Here is a 20,950-nt window from a genome sequence, read left to right as displayed (position 1 = left end):
TTGGTGAAGCTAGATAAAACTAGATAAAGCGGCCCCGCCTGCTTCGCGGCATGGTCTCTCGTTGAATGAGTCGCGTCGCTCAGGGTCTTTATAATCACAGCGATAGAAAAAAGAGGTTAACGCAAAATGTCTAAAACGCCGAAGATCATTTACACGCTCACCGACGAAGCGCCTGCGCTCGCAACATATTCTTTGCTACCGATTATTGACGCCTTTACCGACGCTGCTGGCATTGAAGTGGAAACCCGGGATATCTCCCTGGCGGCTCGCGTTCTCTCTTTATTTCCTGATTACTTGACTGAAGAGCAGCGTATTGAGGACCACTTAGCCGAGCTAGGTGCACTGGCCAAGGTTCCAGAAGCCAATATCATCAAGTTGCCCAATATCAGCGCTTCCATGCCGCAGCTGCGCGCAGTGATTAAAGAGCTGCAAGAGCAGGGCTACCCACTACCGGGGTACCCTGACGAGCCAAGCAACGACGAAGAGCAAGATATCAAAGCGCGCTACGACAAAGTCAAAGGCAGCGCGGTTAACCCAGTATTGCGTGAAGGTAACTCCGACCGTCGTGCGCCGAAGGCCGTCAAAGAGTACGCGCGCAAATACCCTCACTCGATGGGGGAGTGGAGTCAGGCCTCGCGCAGCCATGTTTCCCATATGCATAAGGGCGATTTCTACGACGGTGAAAAGTCGATAACGCTGGACCGTGCGCGCAATGTGAAGATGGAGCTGATCACCAACAGTGGCCAGACCCAGGTGCTCAAGTCAAATATCCCGCTACTCGACGGCGAGATCATCGACAGTATGTTCATGAGCAAAAAAGCCTTGTGTGACTTCTACGAGCGGGAAATAGAAGATGCTCGTAAATCTGGCGTGATGTTCTCGTTGCATGTGAAAGCGACGATGATGAAGGTTTCGCACCCGATTGTGTTTGGTCACTGTATCAAGATTTTCTACAAAGATGCCTTTGAGAAACACGGTGAGTTGTTCAAAGAACTGGGTGTCGACGTCAATAATGGCATCGCCAATCTTTACGAAAAGATAGAGGCGTTGTCAGAATCACGGCGTGATGAAATTATCAGCGACCTGCACGCCTGCCATGAAAAGCGCCCAGAGTTGGCGATGGTCGATTCGGCTCGAGGTATCACCAACTTCCACTCGCCCAGCGATGTGATTGTCGATGCTTCGATGCCAGCGATGATTCGTGCCGGGGGTAAGATGTACGGCGGTGACGGTCGTCTTAAGGACGTCAAGGCCGTTATGCCCGAGTCGACGTTCGCGCGTATTTACCAGGAAATGATCAATTTCTGTAAATGGCACGGGGCTTTTGATCCGGCCACCATGGGAACCGTACCCAACGTGGGTTTGATGGCGCAAAAAGCCGAAGAGTACGGCTCCCACGACAAGACCTTTGAAATTGCAGAAGATGGTGTTGCTAATATTACCGATTTGGACACGGGCGAAGTACTGCTGACGCAGAACGTCGAGCAGGGTGATATCTGGCGGATGTGCCAAGTCAAAGACGCACCGATTCGCGACTGGGTGAAGTTGGCAGTTGAGCGCTGCCGTGATTCTGGTATGCCGACGGTATTCTGGCTCGACCCTTACCGCCCGCATGAGAACGAGTTGATCAAAAAGGTCAAAACGTACCTCAAGGATCACGATGCTGACGGGCTCGAGATCCATATCATGTCCCAGGTTCGGGCAATGCGTTACACCCTAGAACGTGTGATTCGTGGCCTCGATACTATCTCGGTGACAGGCAACATCCTGCGCGATTACCTGACGGATCTGTTCCCGATTCTTGAGTTAGGCACCAGTGCTAAAATGCTGTCTATCGTTCCCCTGATGGATGGCGGTGGTCTGTTTGAAACCGGTGCTGGTGGTTCCGCACCTAAGCACGTGCAGCAGTTACTGGAAGAGAATCACCTGCGCTGGGACAGCCTTGGCGAGTTCCTGGCGCTGGTGGCCTCTTTGGAGCACCTCGCTAAACGCTTTGGCAACGACCGAGCTAAGCTGCTGGCGAAAGCGTTGGATGAGGCTAACGGCAAGTTCCTCGAAAGCAACAAGTCTCCTTCACGCAAAGTAGGTGAGCTGGACAACCGAGGCAGCCATTTCTATCTAGCACTTTATTGGGCAGAAGCGCTGGCGGCTCAGGATCAAGACGCTGAACTAAAAACACGCTTTGCCCGCCTTGTGGAAACGCTGAAAGCCAATGAAACTACTATCATTGACGAGCTCAACGGCGTTCAAGGTCAGCCCGTTGATCTTAAAGGTTATTATCACCCGAACGGCGAATTGGCTAGCCACGTCATGCGTCCAAGCAAAACGCTCAACGAAGCGCTTGCTATGGTGGCAAACGACTAAGGGTGTTATCTGCGCGGCCACTGTGCAACGCGCATGAAAACGCTGTGATATCCCTCGCCCACCTTGGTGGGCGAGGGATTTTTGTCTTAATTAATATGTTAATTTTGTATTTTCCATGAACCCTTGCTGATCGGCAGCGTCTGAAAAGTAGACAACATTATTAGATGCTTCCATAGGTCAGTGGCGAGACTACCAACCGTGCTGCTTATGCCTAACCTAGATAGTTCATGCCTGACCGTGCTACCCGTTAAAGCGGGAATGACGCGACCTGATATGCCCGATGATGGTGATCTAGCGGTTGTGCCAGCGCAACCTGCGCTGGCACAACCGCCGCTGTATAAGGTGGTGCTTCACAATGACGACTACACGCCGATGGAGTTTGTTATTGAAGTGCTGCAAGGTATTTTCAACATGGATAGCGAGAAGGCCGTTCAGGTTATGCTCGCAGTACATACCCAAGGAAAGGCCACTTGTGGTGTGTTTACGCGGGATATAGCTGAAACCAAAAGTTATCAGGTAAACGAATACGCGCGCGAGTGTGAGCATCCGTTGATAAGCGATATCGAAGCTGCTGATTGAGAACGTTGAGAAATAATTGGCGGTGAGGCTTGCAACCGTGCCATTTGTACCCGATGTTGAGAGTGCCGGTCGATTAAACTGATCCGACGCAAGCCCTAGGTGGCGATACGCCCTAGGTAGTAGCGAAAAGGGGACTGCCATGCTGAGCAAAGAACTTGAAATGACCCTGAACACGGCCTTTACCGTGGCGCGCTCCAAGCGCCATGAGTTTATGACCGTTGAGCACCTGCTGCTAGCGTTGCTGGATAATGCCTCAGCGGTAGACGTACTGAAGGCATGCGGGGCTAACCTCGACAAGCTGCGGTCCGATCTGCAGGATTTTATTAACTCGACCACCCCGCTGATCCCCGAGGGTCAGGGTGACCGCGAAACACAGCCCACGCTCGGTTTTCAACGTGTTTTACAGCGTGCGGTATTCCACGTTCAGTCATCTGGAAAAAGTGAAGTGTCCGGCGCCAATGTGCTGGTGGCGATTTTTTCAGAGCAAGAAAGCCAGGCTGTTTACTTCCTTAAACAGCAGAGCGTCGCTCGCGTTGATGCGGTGAATTACATTGCCCACGGTATCTCCAAAGTGGCCGGGCACGGGCCGTCCCCTTCGCCTTCTTCATCAGAAAGAGAAGACGTGGAAGAAGGTAGTGGCGAAGGCGCTGCGCACCCGATCACTGGCTATGCGACCAACCTCAACGAACAGGCGCGGTTAGGCAAAATCGACCCGCTGATTGGCCGTGATCACGAGCTTGAGCGCGTGGTGCAAATCCTGGCCCGTCGGCGTAAGAATAACCCGCTGTTAGTGGGTGAAGCCGGGGTGGGTAAAACGGCGATTGCGGAAGGTTTGGCCAAGCGCATCGTTGAAGAAGATGTGCCCGACGTTATTGCCGATGCAGTGGTTTACTCGCTGGATATGGGCGCACTACTTGCCGGTACCAAATACCGCGGTGATTTTGAAAAACGTCTCAAAAGCCTGCTGAGCGAGCTGCGTAAACAGCCCAACGCCGTGCTATTTATCGATGAGATTCACACCGTGATTGGTGCTGGTGCGGCTTCTGGCGGCGTAATGGATGCATCCAACCTGCTCAAGCCGCTGCTCTCCTCGGGCGAACTGCGCTGCATTGGTTCGACCACGTTCCAAGAGTTCCGCGGTATCTTCGAGAAAGATCGCGCTCTGGCGCGCCGCTTCCAAAAAGTCGACGTAATGGCGCCCTCTGTCGATGACACTATCAAAATCCTCAAAGGCCTACGTTCACGCTTTGAAGAGCATCACGAGCTGAAGTACACCGATGGGGCGCTCGAGAGCGCTGCGCGGTTGGCGGATCGCTACATCAACGACCGTTACTTGCCCGACAAGGCGATCGACGTGATTGATGAAGCGGGTGCTCACCAGCGACTGTTGCCGCCAGAAGTGCGCGCTAAAACGATCGATGTCGAGCAAGTCGAAGCCGTGGTGGCATCGATTGCGCGGATACCGCCGAAAAGCGTTTCAAGCTCTGATCGCAAGCTGCTTGAAAAGCTGGATCGCGACCTGAAGATGCTGGTGTTTGGTCAGGATGAAGCGATTGATAGCCTTTCTGCTGCTATCAAACTGTCGCGGGCCGGGCTTAAATCCCCTGATAAGCCTGTCGGTAGCTTCTTGTTCGCTGGCCCCACCGGGGTGGGTAAAACCGAAGTGGCCAAGCAGTTAGCGCATATCATGGGCATTGAGCTGGTACGCTTTGATATGTCGGAGTATATGGAGCGGCATACCGTATCGCGCTTGATTGGCGCGCCTCCCGGCTATGTCGGCTACGACCAGGGCGGTTTGCTAACCGAGGCGGTCACCAAGCAGCCGCACTGCGTACTGCTGTTGGATGAGATTGAGAAAGCGCACCCAGAAGTCTTCAACCTGCTGTTGCAGGTGATGGATCACGGTCGCTTAACCGATAACAATGGCCGTGAAGCGGATTTCCGCCACGTGATTGTCATCATGACCTCTAACGCTGGTGCTGAGCAGGCGTCGCGTCGTTCGATTGGTTTCCAGCATCAAGATCATTCAACCGATGCGATGGAGGCGATTCGCCGTACCTTCTCGCCTGAGTTCCGTAACCGTCTGGATGGCATCATTCAGTTCCATGCGCTGCCGATCTCTGTCGTGCGCAACGTGGTCGACAAGTTCTTGATTGAACTGCAGGCCCAATTAGATGAGAAGCGTGTTCAGCTGGATGTGGACGACATGGCGCGGGATTGGCTGGCGGATAAAGGCTACGATCCTGATATGGGCGCACGCCCAATGGCGCGTCTCATTCAAGAGAAGCTGAAGAAGCCATTAGCCGAGATGATTCTATTTGGCGAACTGGCCGAGCATGGCGGTATTGTTCACGTCAGCCTGGAGGAGGGCGAACTGCACCTTTCCACGGAGACTGAAATGGCTGATGCGCCCTGAAAAGGGCGCTAAGGCGCTCTACCGCCAATCACTCTTTTTGCATGCATAAAAATGCAGCGCCCTGTCATCGACGGGGCGTTGTCGTTTTTAGCGAACAGCCATTAACGCTGATTGGCGCTGCAGTTGAGTTAGTTAACTATCAACTACACACCAGGTAGGGTCTTAGCGCGAACGGTAAACGATACGGCCTTTAGAAAGATCGTAAGGCGTTAGCTCTACTTTTACCTTATCGCCGGTCAGAATGCGGATATAGTTTTTACGCATTTTGCCAGAGATGTGAGCGGTAACAACGTGACCGTTTTCCAGCTCAACACGAAACATGGTGTTCGGAAGGGTATCGACGATAACGCCTTCCATTTCAATATGATCTTCGCGTGCCATATAGGCATTTCCTCACTTATGATTTAATTATGTAACAATCGATCAGAATTCAGTGCCGCTAGATGGGCGCTCAATAAACAGCGCTATATTGTGCCGTAAGCCCGCCGTCAAGGCAAAAAAGCTGACGTAATTAGCGAATTAACTGCCGCCAATGGCGCCCGTCGAGCATCTCTAGCGGCGTAAAAGCCTGCTTGTAGCGCATCTTACGGCACTCTTCGATCCAATACCCTAAATACAGGTGGGGCAGTGCTTTTTCTTGGCTGAGCTCAATTAAGCGCAGAATGGCAAAGGTGCCAAGCGAGCGCTTATCGAGCGCTTCGTTGACAGCAAAGAAGGTGTAGATCGCCGAAAGCCCATGCTCCAACTGGTCAAAGGCAGCCACGCCGACCAGCTCGCCGTCGAGGTGCATCTCCATAAGATGCGCATAAGGCTCGTCAAGGGTAAGAAAAGTGCGGTACTGCTCACGGCTGGGCGGGTACATATCGCCGTCGGCGTGGCGCTGACGAATATAGTCAGCGTAGAGCGCATAGTGGGTGGATACAAAGTGAGCGGGCATCACTCGAATGTTAATATCGCCGTTGCGGCGTAAAATTTTGCGCTGCGTGCGATTAGCCTCAAACTGTTCAACCGGGATACGCACTGAGCGGCAGGCGTTGCACCCCTCGCAGTGAGGGCGGTAAAGGTGACGCCCGCTGCGACGAAACCCTAGCAGCGCCAACGAGTCATATACCCCCGGAACGGGTGACTCGAGCGGATCAAGAAACAGCGTTGTCGCTTCTCTACCTGGCAGATAGCTGCAGGCATGAGGCACGGTAAGGAAAAAGCGCAAATCCCGCACCGGGCGACGCGGAGTGTTACTGCTCACGGCTTCCCTCCTTGGTAAAACAGTATGAGGTTATCAATATGCGCTCCCCTCGGCGTTAATCGCTTTTAACCAAGGTGACGCGGGCACTGACGGCGCTTCATCGGGTGATGAGGTTGATGTAAACGACTTATCAGGCAACCAGTTTTTAAGATAGTTGATGAATGTCCCGCGAGCGACTGTAATAGCGCCCAGGCTAGCCAAGTGGGCGGTGTGCATCTGGCAGTCGATAAGCTTACCGTCATGCTCACGCATTGCTCTGGCGAGGTGTGCCAGCGCTACTTTTGAGGCATCTGGGGCGCGGGAAAACATCGATTCACCAAAAAATACCGGGCCCATGGCTAGCCCATACAAGCCGCCAACTAATTGGTCGTGTTGATGAACTTCAATGCTGTGGGCAATGCCGAGTGCGTGCAACAGGCTATAGGCATCGCGCATCTCGACGGTGATCCAAGTGCCCCCTTCTGCACCGCGAGGGGCGGCACAGGACTCAATAACCTGGTCGAAGTGTTGATCCAAGGTGACATGGAAGCCACCATGGCGTAGTCGTTTGGTTAGGCTACGACGCTGCTTAAATTGCTCAGGAAGGAGTATCATGCGCGGGTCTGGACTCCACCACAGAATCGGGTCGTCGTCGCTGAACCAGGGGAATATACCCTGTCGGTAGGCTTCTACCAGCCACAAAGGAGAGAGCTTACCACCGGCAGCCAGCAGGCCGTTGGGGGCGTCCAGAGCCGCGGCAGCGGATGGAAAGGTAGGATGTGGCGAGGAAAGCCAAGGTAGCATTACTTGCTCCTGTTACAACGTTTGAGCGCTCTTTTACTGGGTGCTCAGTGAGAGGCTCTGTGACGGCGGAAGGATGCTCGGTATCATGCAAACTCGCAAGTGGATTAAAGACGCCATTGGGGTGTAAAGGGAGAGTCGCTTGAAAGTGAATAAAGCGGTAAACAAGCGAACGCAGCGTAACGCGCGTCAAACATCATCATCGGCTTCTTCTGCGCGTGTAAACGCCGCGAAGGATAAGGCTCGCCGTTTTGGCCTGCGCTTACAAGGCTCAGTGCGCGAAGGCGTGGTGGTGATACTGCTTGCGCTATGTGTTTTTTTATTATTAGCGCTATTTAGTTATCAATCGTCTGATCCAGGCTGGTCTTACCAGGGCCCGGAAGCAGCTGTGCGTAACTGGATGGGGCAAGTTGGTGCTTGGCTGGCTGATGTGCTCTATTCGCTGCTGGGTGCCAGCGCACTGTGGTGGCCGGGTATGTTTGGCTTCGCCGCTTGGTGGCTAATTCGCTCGCGCCAAGTACGTTTTGAACTCGATCCGGTGGCGATTGCTGTCCACGCGGGCGGGTTAGTGTTACTTATTTTTGGCACCACAATGTTAGGTGCGCTGCATTTTTATCATCCAGAAAGCATGCTGCCCTACGCCTCCGGCGGTATTTTAGGCGAAGGCTTAGTTGGCGCGCTAAGACCACTAGTGGGTAGCGGTGGCGTTGGTTTGATTGCCGCGGCGTTGATTTTAAGCGGCTTTCCGCTGTTTAGCGGTATGTCTTGGCTACAGGTGGCGGATGAGTTCGGCAAGCGGATATGCCGGCTGGGCGGCTGGCTGTCGGCGCGCAGGCAAGCGCGTCGTATGCGCGCAGCGCAGCGCGCCGCCGCTAAACCCGCCAAGCCCGCGCCCAAGCCTCAGGTAGAGGCATCAGTACAGACACCCGTAGAGCCTAAAGCTGCGCCTGTTGAGGTTAAACCCACTGAGGTTAAGCCTGTTTCTGAATCAATGGGTAAAAGCACTAGTGGTCGTGAACGGCGTGAACCGGGCTTCAGCGTGCCGCTTTCCAGCAGCTCCACCGACACAGCGGCGAGTAACGTAGCTGGCAGCGAAACGACGGATACCTCAATTCCTTGGGAGGCTGCGGCATTTTCAAGCAATAAACACGTGCCTACTAAAACCCCTGCGCCTGTCACATCTGCGCCTGACACATCTGTACCTGACACATCTGTACCTACCGAGGAGCCAGCCGTCACACCACCTGTGTCTTCCGCGCCAGCCGCACCAGTAGAGAAAGCCGTTGAAGAGCCAGAGACACCAGTAGTCAAAGAGCCGCGGGCAAATGTCTTCGTGCAGGCTGACGCATCAGCTGACGCATCAACAGCAGAGCCCGAGGAAGCCGAAACCGCCTTCCCGCTGCGTGCGTCGCGTCAAGAAGAGCCGCCGACCCCTGCTGCAAGCAGTTTTTTTGTCAACGACGAAGCGCCTGCCGAGGCCGAACCACGCACTAGCGTGCCAGAACGTGCGCCTGAGCCCAAGCTTGAAACTGAGCCCACACGTAAACCTGAACGTGTGGCCGAGGTCGTGCCGGAGCCCGTTTGGGACGATGAAGAGCTGGACGATGAAGAGTCTCCCACACCGCCGATGCCAACCCCCGCAGCACGCCGGGAGCCCACCTTCGCACCTGACGAGACCACACCAGAAGCGGATGAAGGCCCCGCACTGTGGACCGTGGAGCATTTGCAGAGCCAGCGGCCCGCCTTTGAAACCTCGGACGAGCCCGAAGGTGACGTACCGAGCCTACAGCTGCTGACACCGGCAGAGCCGCACCAGCCCAACTACAGCGATGAACAGTTGGCCGATATGGCCGAGCTGCTTGAAGTGCGCCTGCGTGAATACGGTGTCAAGGCAGAAGTCGTCGATACCTGGCCTGGGCCGGTCATTACCCGCTTTGAGATCAAGCCTGCCGCAGGCGTCAAAGTGTCTAAAATCAGCAATCTGGCGAAAGATTTAGCACGTTCGCTGATGGTGAAAAGCGTGCGCGTGGTCGAGGTGATCCCCGGGCGGCCCACGGTGGGGATTGAAATACCTAACCCTAACCGCGCCATGATCCGGCTGCGCGAAGTCATCGATTCCGACCGCTATCAGCAGGAATCCTCGCCGCTGACCATAGCGCTTGGCCAGGATATTGGCGGCAGCCCCGTGGTCGCCAACCTCGGCAAGATGCCCCATCTGCTAGTCGCGGGTACCACCGGGTCGGGTAAATCGGTGGGCGTCAACGCCATGCTGATCTCGATGCTGCTGAAGGCAAAGCCCAGCGAGCTGAAGCTGATCATGGTCGACCCCAAAATGTTGGAGTTGTCGGTGTATGACGGCATACCCCATTTGCTGGCGCCCGTGGTTACTGATATGAAAGAGGCGGCCAACAGCCTGCGCTGGTGTGTGGCTGAGATGGAGCGCCGCTACAAGCTGATGGCGGCCATGGGCGTGCGCAACATTGCGGGCTTTAACGGGCGCTTAGATGAAGCGGAGCGCGCCGGTGCCCAGGTAGCCGACCCGCTTTGGGAGCCGCAGCCTTGGGAAGTGCATCAGCCGCATCCAGTGCTGGAAAAACTGCCCTATATCGTCGTGGTAATCGACGAGTTTGCCGATATGTTTATGATTGTCGGTAAAAAAGTTGAAGAGCTGATTGCCCGCTTGGCGCAAAAGGCGCGTGCTGCCGGTATCCATTTGATTTTGGCTACCCAGCGCCCTTCGGTGGACGTAGTGACGGGCTTGATCAAAGCCAACATTCCTTCGCGGATGGCGTTTCAGGTCTCATCGAGGATCGATTCGCGCACCATTCTTGATCAGGGCGGCGCCGAAAGCCTGCTGGGACATGGTGATATGCTTTATCTGCCTGCGGGTTCTGGGCCGCCTAACCGCATTCATGGTGCCTTCGTGGATGATGACGAAGTTCACCGGGTGGTCGATGACTGGAAGCGCCGCGGCGCGCCGGAGTATATCGAAGAGATTCTTTCTGGCGGCGTCTCCGCTGACGCCTTGACAGGCCTTGAGGCCGAAGGGGGCGATGGCGACGATGCGGAGCAAGACGCGCTCTACGATGAAGCCGTCCAGTTTGTCACCGAAACCCGCAAAGCGTCGATTTCCGCCGTTCAACGCCGCTTTAAAATTGGCTACAACCGCGCCGCGCGCTTGGTTGAGGCAATGGAGGGCGCCGGAGTAGTGACTTCTATGGGCACCAACGGCGCCCGAGAAGTCCTTGCGCCACCCCCAGTCGGGCATTAACGGGTTGGTTCGCTGCGTAATTATGCAATAAGCGTGAAAGTGATGTCGCGGGTGAAACCCCGCGGCGTTTTTTACGTCTGATGGCTATGTTTCTGAGACGGGTTTCTGAGACGGGTTTCTGAGACGGGCGGTTAAGCTGACCTCAATCATTCGTTAATTAGCCATTCGTTAATTAGTTTAGTTATTTAGCAACGGTTATCTGGCAACGGTTGCTTAGGGAGATAATATGCGCGATACGCAAACACGACGTCCTTCACCACTGGCATTTGCCGCGAGCGCCTTGGGTTTAACCTTTGGCGCCCCTGCTTGGGCGGACGATGCTGCTGAGCGACTAACTGAGCGTCTGGATCCACTTGAGAGTTATCAGGCCGCTTTTGAGCAGCAGATTCTTGATGGCAGCGGCGAACGGATGCAGAGTGCGCGCGGCGAAATGTGGCTTTCGCGCCCCGGTATGCTGCGCTGGGAAGTGGAAGCGCCGTACTCTCAAACTGTGGTTTCAGACGGTGACGATGTATACCTGTATGACCCTGACCTTGAACAAGTCACCGTTCAAGAGATGGATGATCGGGTCACCCATACCCCCGCTTTGCTGTTATCGGGAAGCGTTGGCGAGTTGACTGAAAACTATGAAGTGTTCTACGAACAGGATGGCGGGGAAGATGTCTTTACCCTGGTGCCTGTTTCTGCCGATACGCTGTTTGAAGAGTTGAGTATGGTGTTTGACGGTGACACGCTGAGCGAGCTGTGGATGATGGACAGCACTGGGCAGCAAACATCGATCACCTTCAGCAATATTACCAGCAACGGCAATATTGACCGCGGTATGTTTGACTTCGAGATCCCTGAAGGCACCGATGTCATCCGCGAAGAGCTTTAAGGGTGAAGCGTGAATGGTAAGGTGTAAGGAGTCAGTCGTTAAAGATAAGTAATTGCTGGAGAGTGGCAGTTAAACCTGCCACTGGTTGAACCATCAGGCGCCTTAGGGCGCCTGATCTGCTTCTTGATCACGATTTTCTCGCCACGCCATAATTTCCCCAAAGCGTTTCTCCTGGCCGAACGAGCTCGGCTTAAAGAAAGTAGCTCTAGGTAGCTCTTCAGGCCAGCAGTCGTGGGCACGCCCCGCCGGGTAGCCGTCTGGCTCGCTGTGTGCATAGCGATAGCCCTCACCGTGCCCCAACTGCTCCATCAATTTGGTCGGCGCATTGCGCAGGTAAGTCGGCACCTCTACCTGGGACTGCTGGCGCACGTACTGCTTAGCCTCGCTCCAGGCGCGGTCGATGCGGTTGCTTTTAGGTGCCACCGCCAAATGAATCGCCGCGTGGGCAATCGCCCGCTGGCCTTCGTAATCGCCTAAACGTAAGTAAGCGTCCCAGGCCGCAATTACCAGCGGTAGCGCGCGCGGGTCGGCGTTACCGACATCCTCTGAGGCAATGGCGGTCAGCCTACGCACTACGTCCAGCGGGTCGCCACCACCCTGCATAAAACGCGCCATATATAGCAGTGCAGCATTGGGGCGCGAAGAGCGTATCGATTTATGAATCGCCGAAAGTAGGTCGTAATAGGCGTCCCCCTGTTTATCGAAGGCGCTGGCCTGATGGCCAATCACATCCGCGAGCACCTCTGTATGCAGCACCTCTTGGCCCGCTTCCTGAGTCGCGAAATCGCAGGCGGTTTCGAGTAGCCCCAACGCCCGGCGGGCATCGCCAGCGCTGGCGTGGGCCAGAGCGCTCAATACCTCATCGTCTACCTGAATGTCACGCCCGCCTAGGCCGCGCTCAACGTCTTGGAGCGCCTGGCGCATTACCGTGATCAGCTCCCCTTGGGTAAGCGATTTTAGAACGTATACTCGTGCACGCGAGAGCAGCGCCGAGTTGACTTCAAACGAGGGGTTTTCGGTGGTAGCGCCGATCAGCGTCAGCAGCCCCGACTCCACATGGGGCAGCAGGGCGTCCTGCTGGCTCTTGTTGAGGCGATGAATTTCATCTAAAAAGAGAATAACCGTGGAAGACATTTGCTGAGCACGCTCTACCACCGCGCGAATCTCTTTTACCCCGGCCATTACCGCGCTGAGATGTTCCAGGTGGGCGTCGGAAGCCCTGGTTAATAGTTCTGCTAGCGTGGTCTTGCCAACGCCTGGTGGCCCCCACAGAATCATCGAGCGCACGACGCCTGATTCCGCCATACGGCGCAGCGGTTTGTCTGGCCCGACTAGCGCCTGTTGCCCCACGTAATCGTCTAAACGGCGTGGGCGCATGCGAAAAGCGAGCGGGGCGTCGTCAGCAGGTACCGCTTGGGCGCTATCAAAAAGATCCATGTGAGCTTCCGTTATAAATCGAGACGTTGGGCAACTAAGCGCCAACAAGAGAAGGTGGTAAACCACGCTCTGGCGAACTACCTTTGGCGTAACCTACTCAAAAGATACACTTGCTAGGATAACGCTACAGGGGCATTGTCTATGATAACTACTGATAATAAACCCTGCGCGCTTATGATCGCATGCCGTTTACCATTAAGGCTCGACGGTAGGCATGACCCCATAAAGGAGACAGTTCGATGTTAAACCAACTGCGTCTAGATCATGCCAACATGGCGAGATTACTCCATGTGCTACAGCTTAAGCAGAAAACTCTGGTGCTGGGAGAGCGGCCCAACTTCCAGCTAATGCGTGAAGTCGTCGACTATATTTTGTCTTATATGGACGGCTTTTCGACACCGCTAGAACGCGTCTGCGTTGAGCGTCTGCATACCCTGGCGCCTGAGCACGTTGCGCTGACCGAACAGATGGCTAATGACTACCGCGAACTAAAGCCACGTTTACAGCGCCTATCCAACGATATCGACATGATCCTGATGGATAACGTTCTGCCGATGGACCGCTTTGCCGATGACTTGAAAAATTACTTAGAGGCGCATCGCGCCTATCTGCGTCATGAGCGCGAGGGGCTATTCCCGCTGATTGATGAACATTTTAGCCAAGATGATATGGAGGAGCTGCGCCTGGCACTTCCCGAAGGCGCCGAGAAGGAGTTGGAGCGCCTGCAGGAAGCCTATCCCGAGCTTTATGCAGAGCTGCGTGGGGCCGATGTGCCCGCGGTGTAACGCGAGCGGCCAACCTAAGGGCGCTAACCGCAATCGATAAAATGACGGGGCATGCTAAACTAGCGGCTCCGTTTTTTTCAGGCAGCGTTATGAAAGGCCCCGTATTAATTTTTGATTCCGGTGTCGGCGGCCTATCAGTGGCGCAGTCACTGCGTCAGCACTACCCAGACGCAGCTATGTGCTACGCCTGCGATAATGCTTGGCTGCCTTATGGGCTGCGCGAAGACACAGCGCTGACAAACCGTATCGTGGCGGTGTGTTGCGCCGCAGTGAAAGCATGCCAGCCAAGTGTTTTGGTCGTTGCCTGTAATACCGCGAGCACCCTGGCGCTAGAAAATTTGCGCGCGCGGTTAGCGATTCCTGTCGTGGGCACCGTGCCCGCTATCAAACCTGCCTCAGCGATTAGCCAGACACGCCATATTGGGCTGTTAGCCACCAAGGCCACGGTAGGGCGGCCCTACACCCAGCGCTTAATTGATAGCTTTGCCAGTGACTGTGTGATTACTCGCGTCGCCGCCGATGCCTTGGTCGTCGAGGCGGAAGCGTACCTGGCAGGTATCACGCCCGATACTGACCGAATACAAGCGGCGCTGGCGCCGTTATGGCACGCCGTTGCACCTCCATCGTCTGCCCATTCTTTATCACCTGATCATCAGCCGCTGGATACCCCAGGGCTAGATACCGTCGTACTGGGCTGCACTCATTTCCCGCTGCTAAAGCCTTGGCTGGCGCAGCTTGCCCCCGTGCCGCTACATTGGGTCGACTCCGGCGATGCGATTGCCCGGCGGGTTGCGCAAGTAGTCGATGAGCTAAACAGCGACCAGCAGGACGGCCGCTGCTTTACCACTGCTCCTGCTGCTAACCTGACCGCTGGTTTAGCCCGCTATGGATTTAAGGCGTCCCAATTGCTTAACGTGGGTTGCTGAACACCAGTTACCGCTACTATTTCTATTGTTGATCGAATTTAAGAGGAGCAGCCTTGGCTATCCCCGTTGTAGAACCTGAACGCTACGCTGAGCAGTTAGCCGCCAAATGCGACTACCTGGAAAGTACTTTTGCCGCTTTTCAGCCACCGGCGCTAGAGGTATTCGAATCGCCGCCAGGCTATTACCGTCAGCGCTGCGAGTTTCGCATATGGCACGAAAAGGACGACCTCTTCTACGCCATGTTCGAGGTAGACCCTGAAAACCCTAAGAACAAGCGGGTGGTTCGGTTAGATCAGTACGCAGTCGCCAGTGAGCGAATCAATCAGCTTATGCCGCAGCTACGCGAGGCCTGCCTGCGCTGTGATGAGCTGCGTCGGCGGTTGTTTCAAGTAGAGTTTCTAACCACGCTGTCAGGAGAGGCGCTGGTAACACTGATTTACCATCGTCCTTTGGGCGATGAGTGGGAGCGCGAAGCCCGTGCTCTTGAGGCTGAGCTGGGTATTATGATTATTGGCCGCTCCCGCAAGCAGCGCATCGTACTTACTCGTGAGCACGTATGGGAGCAGTTAGAGGTGGATGGCCGCACGCTGCACTACCAGCAGGTCGAAAACAGCTTTACTCAGCCTAATGCACATATCTGCCAAAAAATGCTCAGTTGGGCGCGGGAAGTAACCGCCGACCAGCAAGAGGAAAGCTTAAAGAAAGATCTAGTCGAGCTCTACTGCGGCAATGGCAATTTTACCATTGCTCTGGCCGATAACTTCCGCCGCGTGTTGGCCACGGAAATTTCCCGCACCTCGGTGGCCAGTGCCAACGTCAATCTGGAAGCCAATGGGGTAACCAACGCGCAGATTGGTCGCATGTCGGCGGAGGAGTTCTCGCTAGCGCTGAAGGGCGAAAAAGCCGGGCGTCGCGTGGCGGAAATGGCGCTGGAAGAGTACGGCTTTTCCACCGTGCTGGTAGACCCGCCGAGGGCCGGTTTAGACGAGCAGAGCTGTGAGCAACTCAGCGAGTACGCTCAAATCGTCTATATTTCATGCAACCCAGCCACATTGGCTGAAAACTTGACCATACTGACCAAAACTCATCGGATAAAGCGCTTTGCGCTGTTTGACCAGTTTCCGTTTACTGATCACCTTGAGTGTGGGGTATTGTTACAGCGGCACGCGGTTTAATAAGCTTACGAGCTAATGCAGAAGCGGCATGTGCCATGATTAACACGTCAGGTGATTAGGGGCGCGACAATAGGTAGCGTAAGCTAGTTGCTAAGTTGGCCTAACGGCCTATTGTCCTTCGTTTTTTGGCCAATTAATGGCCTAGGCAGTCGAGGTGATGGATGCACTACGTTGCGATTGAAGAGAGTCGTCAGGATCTTTTGAAGCAGCTTCAGGAACGATTACAGGCGCGCCTGGAGCCTGCTCGGGCCGCGACAATTGACGCCTTTGCTCGACACTTTTATGCCACCGTGCCGGTGGAAGACCTCGTCGATCGTCGCTTAGACGATCTCTACGGCGCAACGCTGTCAATCTGGCATTTTTTGCAGCACCACGACCCGAAAAGCCCTAAAGTACGGGTATTTAACCCGGATTTTGAAGAGCATGGCTGGCAGTCAACGCATACATTTATCGCCGTTCTGCATGAAGATATGCCGTTTCTGGTCGACTCGGTGCGTATCGAGCTCAATCGCCGCGGCTTGACCGTTCACGCCATTCAAAATGCCGTGCTCGCCGTCGCCCGCGATGAGCGCCACCAGTTACAGGTGCAGACTTCTCCGCGGGATGAGAATGCGCCCGAAACGCGCGAATCGCTGATTGTGATTGAGGTGGATCGCCACACTGACGTGGCCTTACTTGAGAAAATCGAAAGCAATCTCAATGACGTGCTTCGCGATGTACGCACCTCCGTGGGCGATTACGACGCCATGTGCTCGCAAATTACCGCGTCGATTCAGGAGCTCGAGAAAAATTGCCCGCCGCAAATCGACCCCGACGACCATGAAGAGGCGATTGCCTTTTTAGAGTGGTTGCTCAAAGATAATTTTACCTTTCTGGGCTACGACGAATACCTGTTGGAAGGCAGTGAACTGCAGCGCGACGCGGATAGCGTGCTGGGCGTGTTCCGCCTGGATCAGCCGCGCTACTGCGAGCGGATTCGCACCGAAGAGGGGGTGGATGAGCACAATGATTATGTGCTGGTGCCACAGCTACTATCGTTTGCCAAAAGCGCCCATCACTCCCGGGTGCACCGTCCTACCTACCCTGACTACATCACCGTTGATCGCTACGACGACGACGGCAATGTGATTGGTGAGCGGCGCTTTTTCGGCCTGTTCACCTCCATTGTGTATAACGAGTCGCCGCGTAATATTCCGCTGCTGCGCCGCAAGCTAAAAGCAGTGATGGATATCGCCGGGTTTAACCCCCAGGGCCATAACGGTAAACAGCTGCTACAGGTGTTGGAAGTTTACCCTCGTGATGATCTTTTCCAGATTGATACTGAGTCGTTGGCGAGCACCTCGCTAGGCATTCTCAATATCCGTGAACGTCGCCAGGTGAGGCTGTTTATTCGCGCGGATATCAGCGGTAAGTTTTACTCCTGCCTGATATTTGTACCCCGCGATGTGTTCTCTACGGACCTGCGTCAGCGGATTCAAAACGTGTTGTGTGACGAGTTAGGCGCCCACTTTGGCGACTTCAATACCTATTTATCCGAGTCGGTGCTAGCGCGTATTCAATTGATTTTACGCTTTAATGGCGACGCGCCCAGCGACTACGATCTCAAGCGTTTGGAAAGCAAAGTGTCACGGCTGGCGCGCAGTTGGCGCGACGAGTTGCAGAGCGCCATGATCGAAGGCTTCGGTGAAGAGCACGCCAACAACCTGATGGATCAGTTCCGTGAGGCGTTCTCGGCCAGCTACCGCGAAGACTTTTCCGCGCGCACCGCGGTGTTCGATGTTCAGCACCTGCTAACACTGGATAGCGAGAACGATCTCTCGCTGTCGCTCTATCGGCCACTAGAAGAGCAGAGCGGCGGCGTTAATCTGAAGCTGTTCCACCGTAAATCTCAGATACCGCTGTCTGACGTGCTGCCGATGATGGAAAATCTCGGCCTACGCGTGATTGGCGAACGCCCCTACGATATTAACGCGCCTGAACAGCGCTACTGGATTCACGATTTCGAGCTTGAGCACAGCGGTGCGGATGTCAGCCTGGGCGATATGCGCGACGTGTTTACTGAAGCCTTCAAGCGCATCTGGACCGGCGAAGCCGACAACGATGCGTTTAACCGCCTGATTATCGGCGCGGGGCTGGACTGGCGCGAAGTGGCCATGCTGCGCGGCTACGCCCGGTATCTGAAACAGATCCGCTTTGGCATGTCCCAGGATTATATTGCTGCTACGCTGGCCAACTATCCGGGCATTACCCGTGAGCTGGTTGAGCTATTCAGCCTACGTTTTGATCCTGAGCAGCAGAGCCACGCCACCGACGAGTGCATCAAAAGCTTAAATGAGCGCTTGGAAGGCGTGGCCAGCCTTAGTGATGATCAACTGCTGCGCCGCTTTATGGAGCTGATCCTCGCCACCCTGCGTACCAACTACTACCAGCTCGCCGAGGGTGGGCGCTTTAAAGACTATATTGCCTATAAGCTTGAGCCTTCCAAAGTCACCGGCATGCCCAAGCCGCGGCCGATGTTTGAAATTTTTGTCTGCTCGCCACGCGTCGAAGGCGTGCACCTGCGCGGCGGTAAAGTGGCCCGTGGGGGCCTGCGCTGGTCGGACCGCTTCGAAGATTACCGTACCGAAGTGCTGGGCTTAGTGAAAGCGCAGCAGGTGAAGAACGCCGTTATTGTCCCGGTGGGTGCCAAAGGCGGTTTTGTATGCAAACGCATGCCAGAGAATGCTAGTCGTGATGTCGCCCAGAAAGAGGGTGTCGCCTGCTATCAGATCTTTATCCGCGCGCTGCTGGATGTGACCGACAATTTGGTGGGTAGTGGCGTAGTGCCGCCGGAAAACGTTGTGCGCCACGATGAAGATGATGCCTATTTGGTGGTGGCCGCCGATAAAGGCACCGCTACCTTCTCGGATATTGCCAACGAAATTTCTATTGAGTACGGCCACTGGCTGGGCGATGCCTTTGCCTCCGGTGGGGCTAACGGCTATGACCATAAGAAAATGGGGATCACCGCTCGCGGTGCCTGGGAGTCGGTCAAACGACACTTCAAAAACCTCGATCTCGATACCCAGCGCGACCTGTTTAATGTCGTTGGAATCGGCGACATGGCTGGCGATGTGTTCGGTAACGGCATGCTGCTCTCCGATAAGATCGAGCTAGTGGGTGCCTTCAACCATCTGCATATCTTTGTGGATCCCAATCCAGATGCCGAGGCCTGCTTTGCCGAGCGTAAGCGGCTGTTCAAAATGCCACGGTCCAGTTGGGAAGACTATAGCCAGGAACTGATTTCCGCCGGTGGCGGCATCTTTAGCCGCAGCGCCAAGTCGATCGCCATCACGCCAGAAATGCAGCAGGTGTTTGGTATCGAGGAAGAGCACCTGTCACCGAATGAACTGATCCGTGCCATGCTTAAATCCAAGGTGGATTTGATCTGGAATGGCGGTATCGGAACTTACGTGAAGGGCTCCGACGAAACCGATGCCGACGTGGGTGACAAAGCCAACGACAACCTGCGCATCAATGGCAACGACTTAAACTGCCGTGTGGTCGGCGAGGGCGGTAACCTCGGAATGACCCAGCGTGGGCGCATGGAAGCCGCTGCCAAAGGCGTGCGCATTTACACCGACTTCATTGATAACGCCGGTGGGGTGAACTGCTCCGACCACGAGGTCAATATCAAAATCTTGATTGATGAAGTGGTCAAGCGCGGCGATATGACCGACAAGCAGCGTAATCAGTTGCTGGCGGAAATGACTGATGAGGTGGGAGATCTGGTTATTCTGGATAACTACCGCCAAAGCCAGGCGCTGGATCTGTCGGCCATCCTTTCCGATTATTCGATGGGCCCTTACCGCCGTTTTATCAGTGAACTAGAGGCCGTCGGGCAAATTGACCGCGAGCTGGAGTTCCTGCCCACCGATGAGGTGCTAAAAGAGCGCGCCAGCAACGGCCAAGGCATGCGCTTGCCGGAGCTTGCGGTGCTGATCTCCTACGCCAAGAGCACCTTGAAAGGTGACTTGATCACCTCGGATGTTCCAGACGATCACTATATTCATCGTCATCTGGAGCGGCTGTTTCCATCGGTGCTGGTCGAGCGCTTTAAAGACGAAATGTACGAGCACCGTCTTAAGCGTGAAATCGTCGCCACCCAGGTAGCCAACGATCTGGTTGATCATATGGGGGTCGTCTTTGTACGCCGCCTGATAGATTCCACTGGAGCGGGACGCGCCGATATTGCCCGAGCCTACATCGTGGCCCGTGACAGCTTTAACTTGCTCAGTCTATGGGCGCAAATTGAAGCCCTCGATAATCAGGTGCCCAACCGCATTCAGTACTCGATGATGCTCGATCTGATGCGCTTGACCCGCCGTGCCACACGCTGGTTTGTGCGTCAGCACTTGGGGCTCTCGACGCAGGATACCATCGAGTACTTCGCTCCTCGCTTGGCGCAGTTGCAGGAAGGTATTGGTGAGCTGCTCAGCGGTGAAGAGCTTGACGCTTGGAACACGCGTCGTGATGAGTTGATGGAAGCGGGAGTGCCGGAGGCACTGGCGTCTACCGTGGCGGCTTCTTCAAGCCTCTACGCTGGGCTAGGTATCATTCAAGCAGCGCGTCTGACCAATGAAAAACCACAGCGGGTCGCAGAGGTACTGTACGAAATTGGCAGCCGTCTGGAGCTGCCATGGATGATTCAGCAGGTAACCCAGCTGGAAGTGCGCGATGCTTGGCAGGCTCAGGCGCGGGAAACCTTCCGCGACGATATTGAGCGACAGCAGCTGGCGCTGACCACCAGCGTACTGAAGCTTGATGCTGGAAGTCGTGATACCCAAGAGCGGGTGGCGCAGTGGCTGGATCAGCACGCTGATCTGCACCGCCGCTGGTGCCGCCTGATTGAAGAGGTACGTGGCGGCAGTGAAGGTGGCTTTGCGCTGTTTGCCGTTGCGATACGCGAGTTAGTCGATCTCGCCGAGAGCGATAGCGAGGCGTAAGTTCGCCTAGCTTTTTTGCAGTCCACTGAGCTAAAGCGTGTCTCCTTATGTAAAGCGTGTTCCGGTTCTCCTCCGGGGCGCGCTTTATTGCGTTATACTGGTGCCCGTT

13 protein-coding genes are annotated in these 20,950 nt (G+C 55.1%); 9 read left to right on the top strand and 4 right to left on the bottom strand.

Features of this window, described 5'->3' with window-relative positions:
- Positions 1 to 126: 126 nt before the first annotated feature.
- The 3 genes from ACQE2I_RS12790 to clpA all read left to right on the top strand — a co-directional run bounded on the left by ACQE2I_RS12790 (position 127) and on the right by clpA (position 5,359).
- Complete coding sequence (locus ACQE2I_RS12790; protein ID WP_427028457.1) at positions 127 to 2,364, top strand: NADP-dependent isocitrate dehydrogenase; 2,238 nt, start codon at positions 127 to 129, stop codon at positions 2,362 to 2,364.
- A gap of 273 nt (positions 2,365 to 2,637) precedes the next feature.
- Positions 2,638 to 2,943, top strand: a complete 306-nt coding sequence (gene clpS, locus ACQE2I_RS12785; RefSeq protein ID WP_427031466.1) for an ATP-dependent Clp protease adapter ClpS — start codon at positions 2,638 to 2,640, stop codon at positions 2,941 to 2,943.
- Positions 2,944 to 3,082: 139 nt separating this feature from the next.
- Entirely contained in the window at positions 3,083 to 5,359 is a 2,277-nt protein-coding gene (clpA, locus tag ACQE2I_RS12780) for an ATP-dependent Clp protease ATP-binding subunit ClpA (protein WP_427028456.1), read from the top strand.
- 162 nt (positions 5,360 to 5,521) lie between these two features.
- Here the strand turns inward: clpA and infA are convergent, their stop codons facing one another.
- From infA to aat, 3 genes are all read right to left on the bottom strand, one after another.
- Complete coding sequence (gene infA / locus ACQE2I_RS12775; protein ID WP_007111068.1) at positions 5,522 to 5,740, bottom strand: translation initiation factor IF-1; 219 nt, start codon at positions 5,738 to 5,740, stop codon at positions 5,522 to 5,524.
- A gap of 130 nt (positions 5,741 to 5,870) precedes the next feature.
- Positions 5,871 to 6,605, bottom strand: coding sequence for an arginyltransferase (locus ACQE2I_RS12770; protein WP_427028455.1), 735 nt, complete (start codon positions 6,603 to 6,605; stop codon positions 5,871 to 5,873).
- Between the two features lie 33 nt (positions 6,606 to 6,638).
- Positions 6,639 to 7,388 carry a leucyl/phenylalanyl-tRNA--protein transferase gene (aat, locus tag ACQE2I_RS12765; protein WP_427028454.1) on the bottom strand — a complete coding sequence of 250 codons (750 nt, stop codon included), beginning with the start codon at positions 7,386 to 7,388 and terminating at the stop codon, positions 6,639 to 6,641.
- Positions 7,389 to 7,527: 139 nt separating this feature from the next.
- On the opposite strand from aat, the gene ACQE2I_RS12760 reads away from it, so the two are divergent.
- Positions 7,528 to 10,656, top strand: coding sequence for a DNA translocase FtsK 4TM domain-containing protein (locus ACQE2I_RS12760; protein ID WP_427028453.1), 3,129 nt, complete (start codon positions 7,528 to 7,530; stop codon positions 10,654 to 10,656).
- Between the two features lie 226 nt (positions 10,657 to 10,882).
- Positions 10,883 to 11,533: an outer membrane lipoprotein chaperone LolA gene (lolA, locus tag ACQE2I_RS12755; protein WP_427028452.1), complete on the top strand. Its 651-nt coding sequence runs from the start codon at positions 10,883 to 10,885 to the stop codon at positions 11,531 to 11,533.
- A 102-nt stretch (positions 11,534 to 11,635) separates the two neighbouring features.
- Here lolA and ACQE2I_RS12750 read toward each other — a convergent pair whose 3' ends face one another.
- On the bottom strand, positions 11,636 to 12,970 hold the full coding sequence (locus tag ACQE2I_RS12750) for a replication-associated recombination protein A (protein ID WP_427028451.1): 1,335 nt from the start codon (positions 12,968 to 12,970) through the stop codon (positions 11,636 to 11,638).
- A gap of 239 nt (positions 12,971 to 13,209) precedes the next feature.
- Between ACQE2I_RS12750 and ACQE2I_RS12745 the strand changes: the two genes are divergently transcribed.
- The 4 genes from ACQE2I_RS12745 (at position 13,210) to ACQE2I_RS12730 (ending at position 20,841) form a co-directional block, all read left to right on the top strand.
- Positions 13,210 to 13,755 carry a hemerythrin domain-containing protein gene (locus tag ACQE2I_RS12745; RefSeq protein WP_427028450.1) on the top strand — a complete coding sequence of 182 codons (546 nt, stop codon included), beginning with the start codon at positions 13,210 to 13,212 and terminating at the stop codon, positions 13,753 to 13,755.
- Between the two features lie 89 nt (positions 13,756 to 13,844).
- A complete protein-coding gene (gene murI, locus ACQE2I_RS12740) occupies positions 13,845 to 14,681 on the top strand; it encodes a glutamate racemase (protein WP_427028449.1) in 837 nt (278 codons plus the stop codon).
- A 53-nt stretch (positions 14,682 to 14,734) separates the two neighbouring features.
- Entirely contained in the window at positions 14,735 to 15,856 is a 1,122-nt protein-coding gene (gene trmA, locus ACQE2I_RS12735) for a tRNA (uridine(54)-C5)-methyltransferase TrmA (RefSeq protein ID WP_427028448.1), read from the top strand.
- Positions 15,857 to 16,017: 161 nt separating this feature from the next.
- Entirely contained in the window at positions 16,018 to 20,841 is a 4,824-nt protein-coding gene (locus tag ACQE2I_RS12730; protein ID WP_427028447.1) for an NAD-glutamate dehydrogenase, read from the top strand.
- Positions 20,842 to 20,950 lie beyond the last annotated feature (109 nt).

Source organism: Halomonas sp. H2 (assembly GCF_050215315.1).
Classification (GTDB): Bacteria; Pseudomonadota; Gammaproteobacteria; order Pseudomonadales; family Halomonadaceae; genus Vreelandella.
The sequence above is the reverse complement of the archived record's forward strand: the minus strand, read 5'-3'. Positions and strand labels throughout refer to the sequence as shown.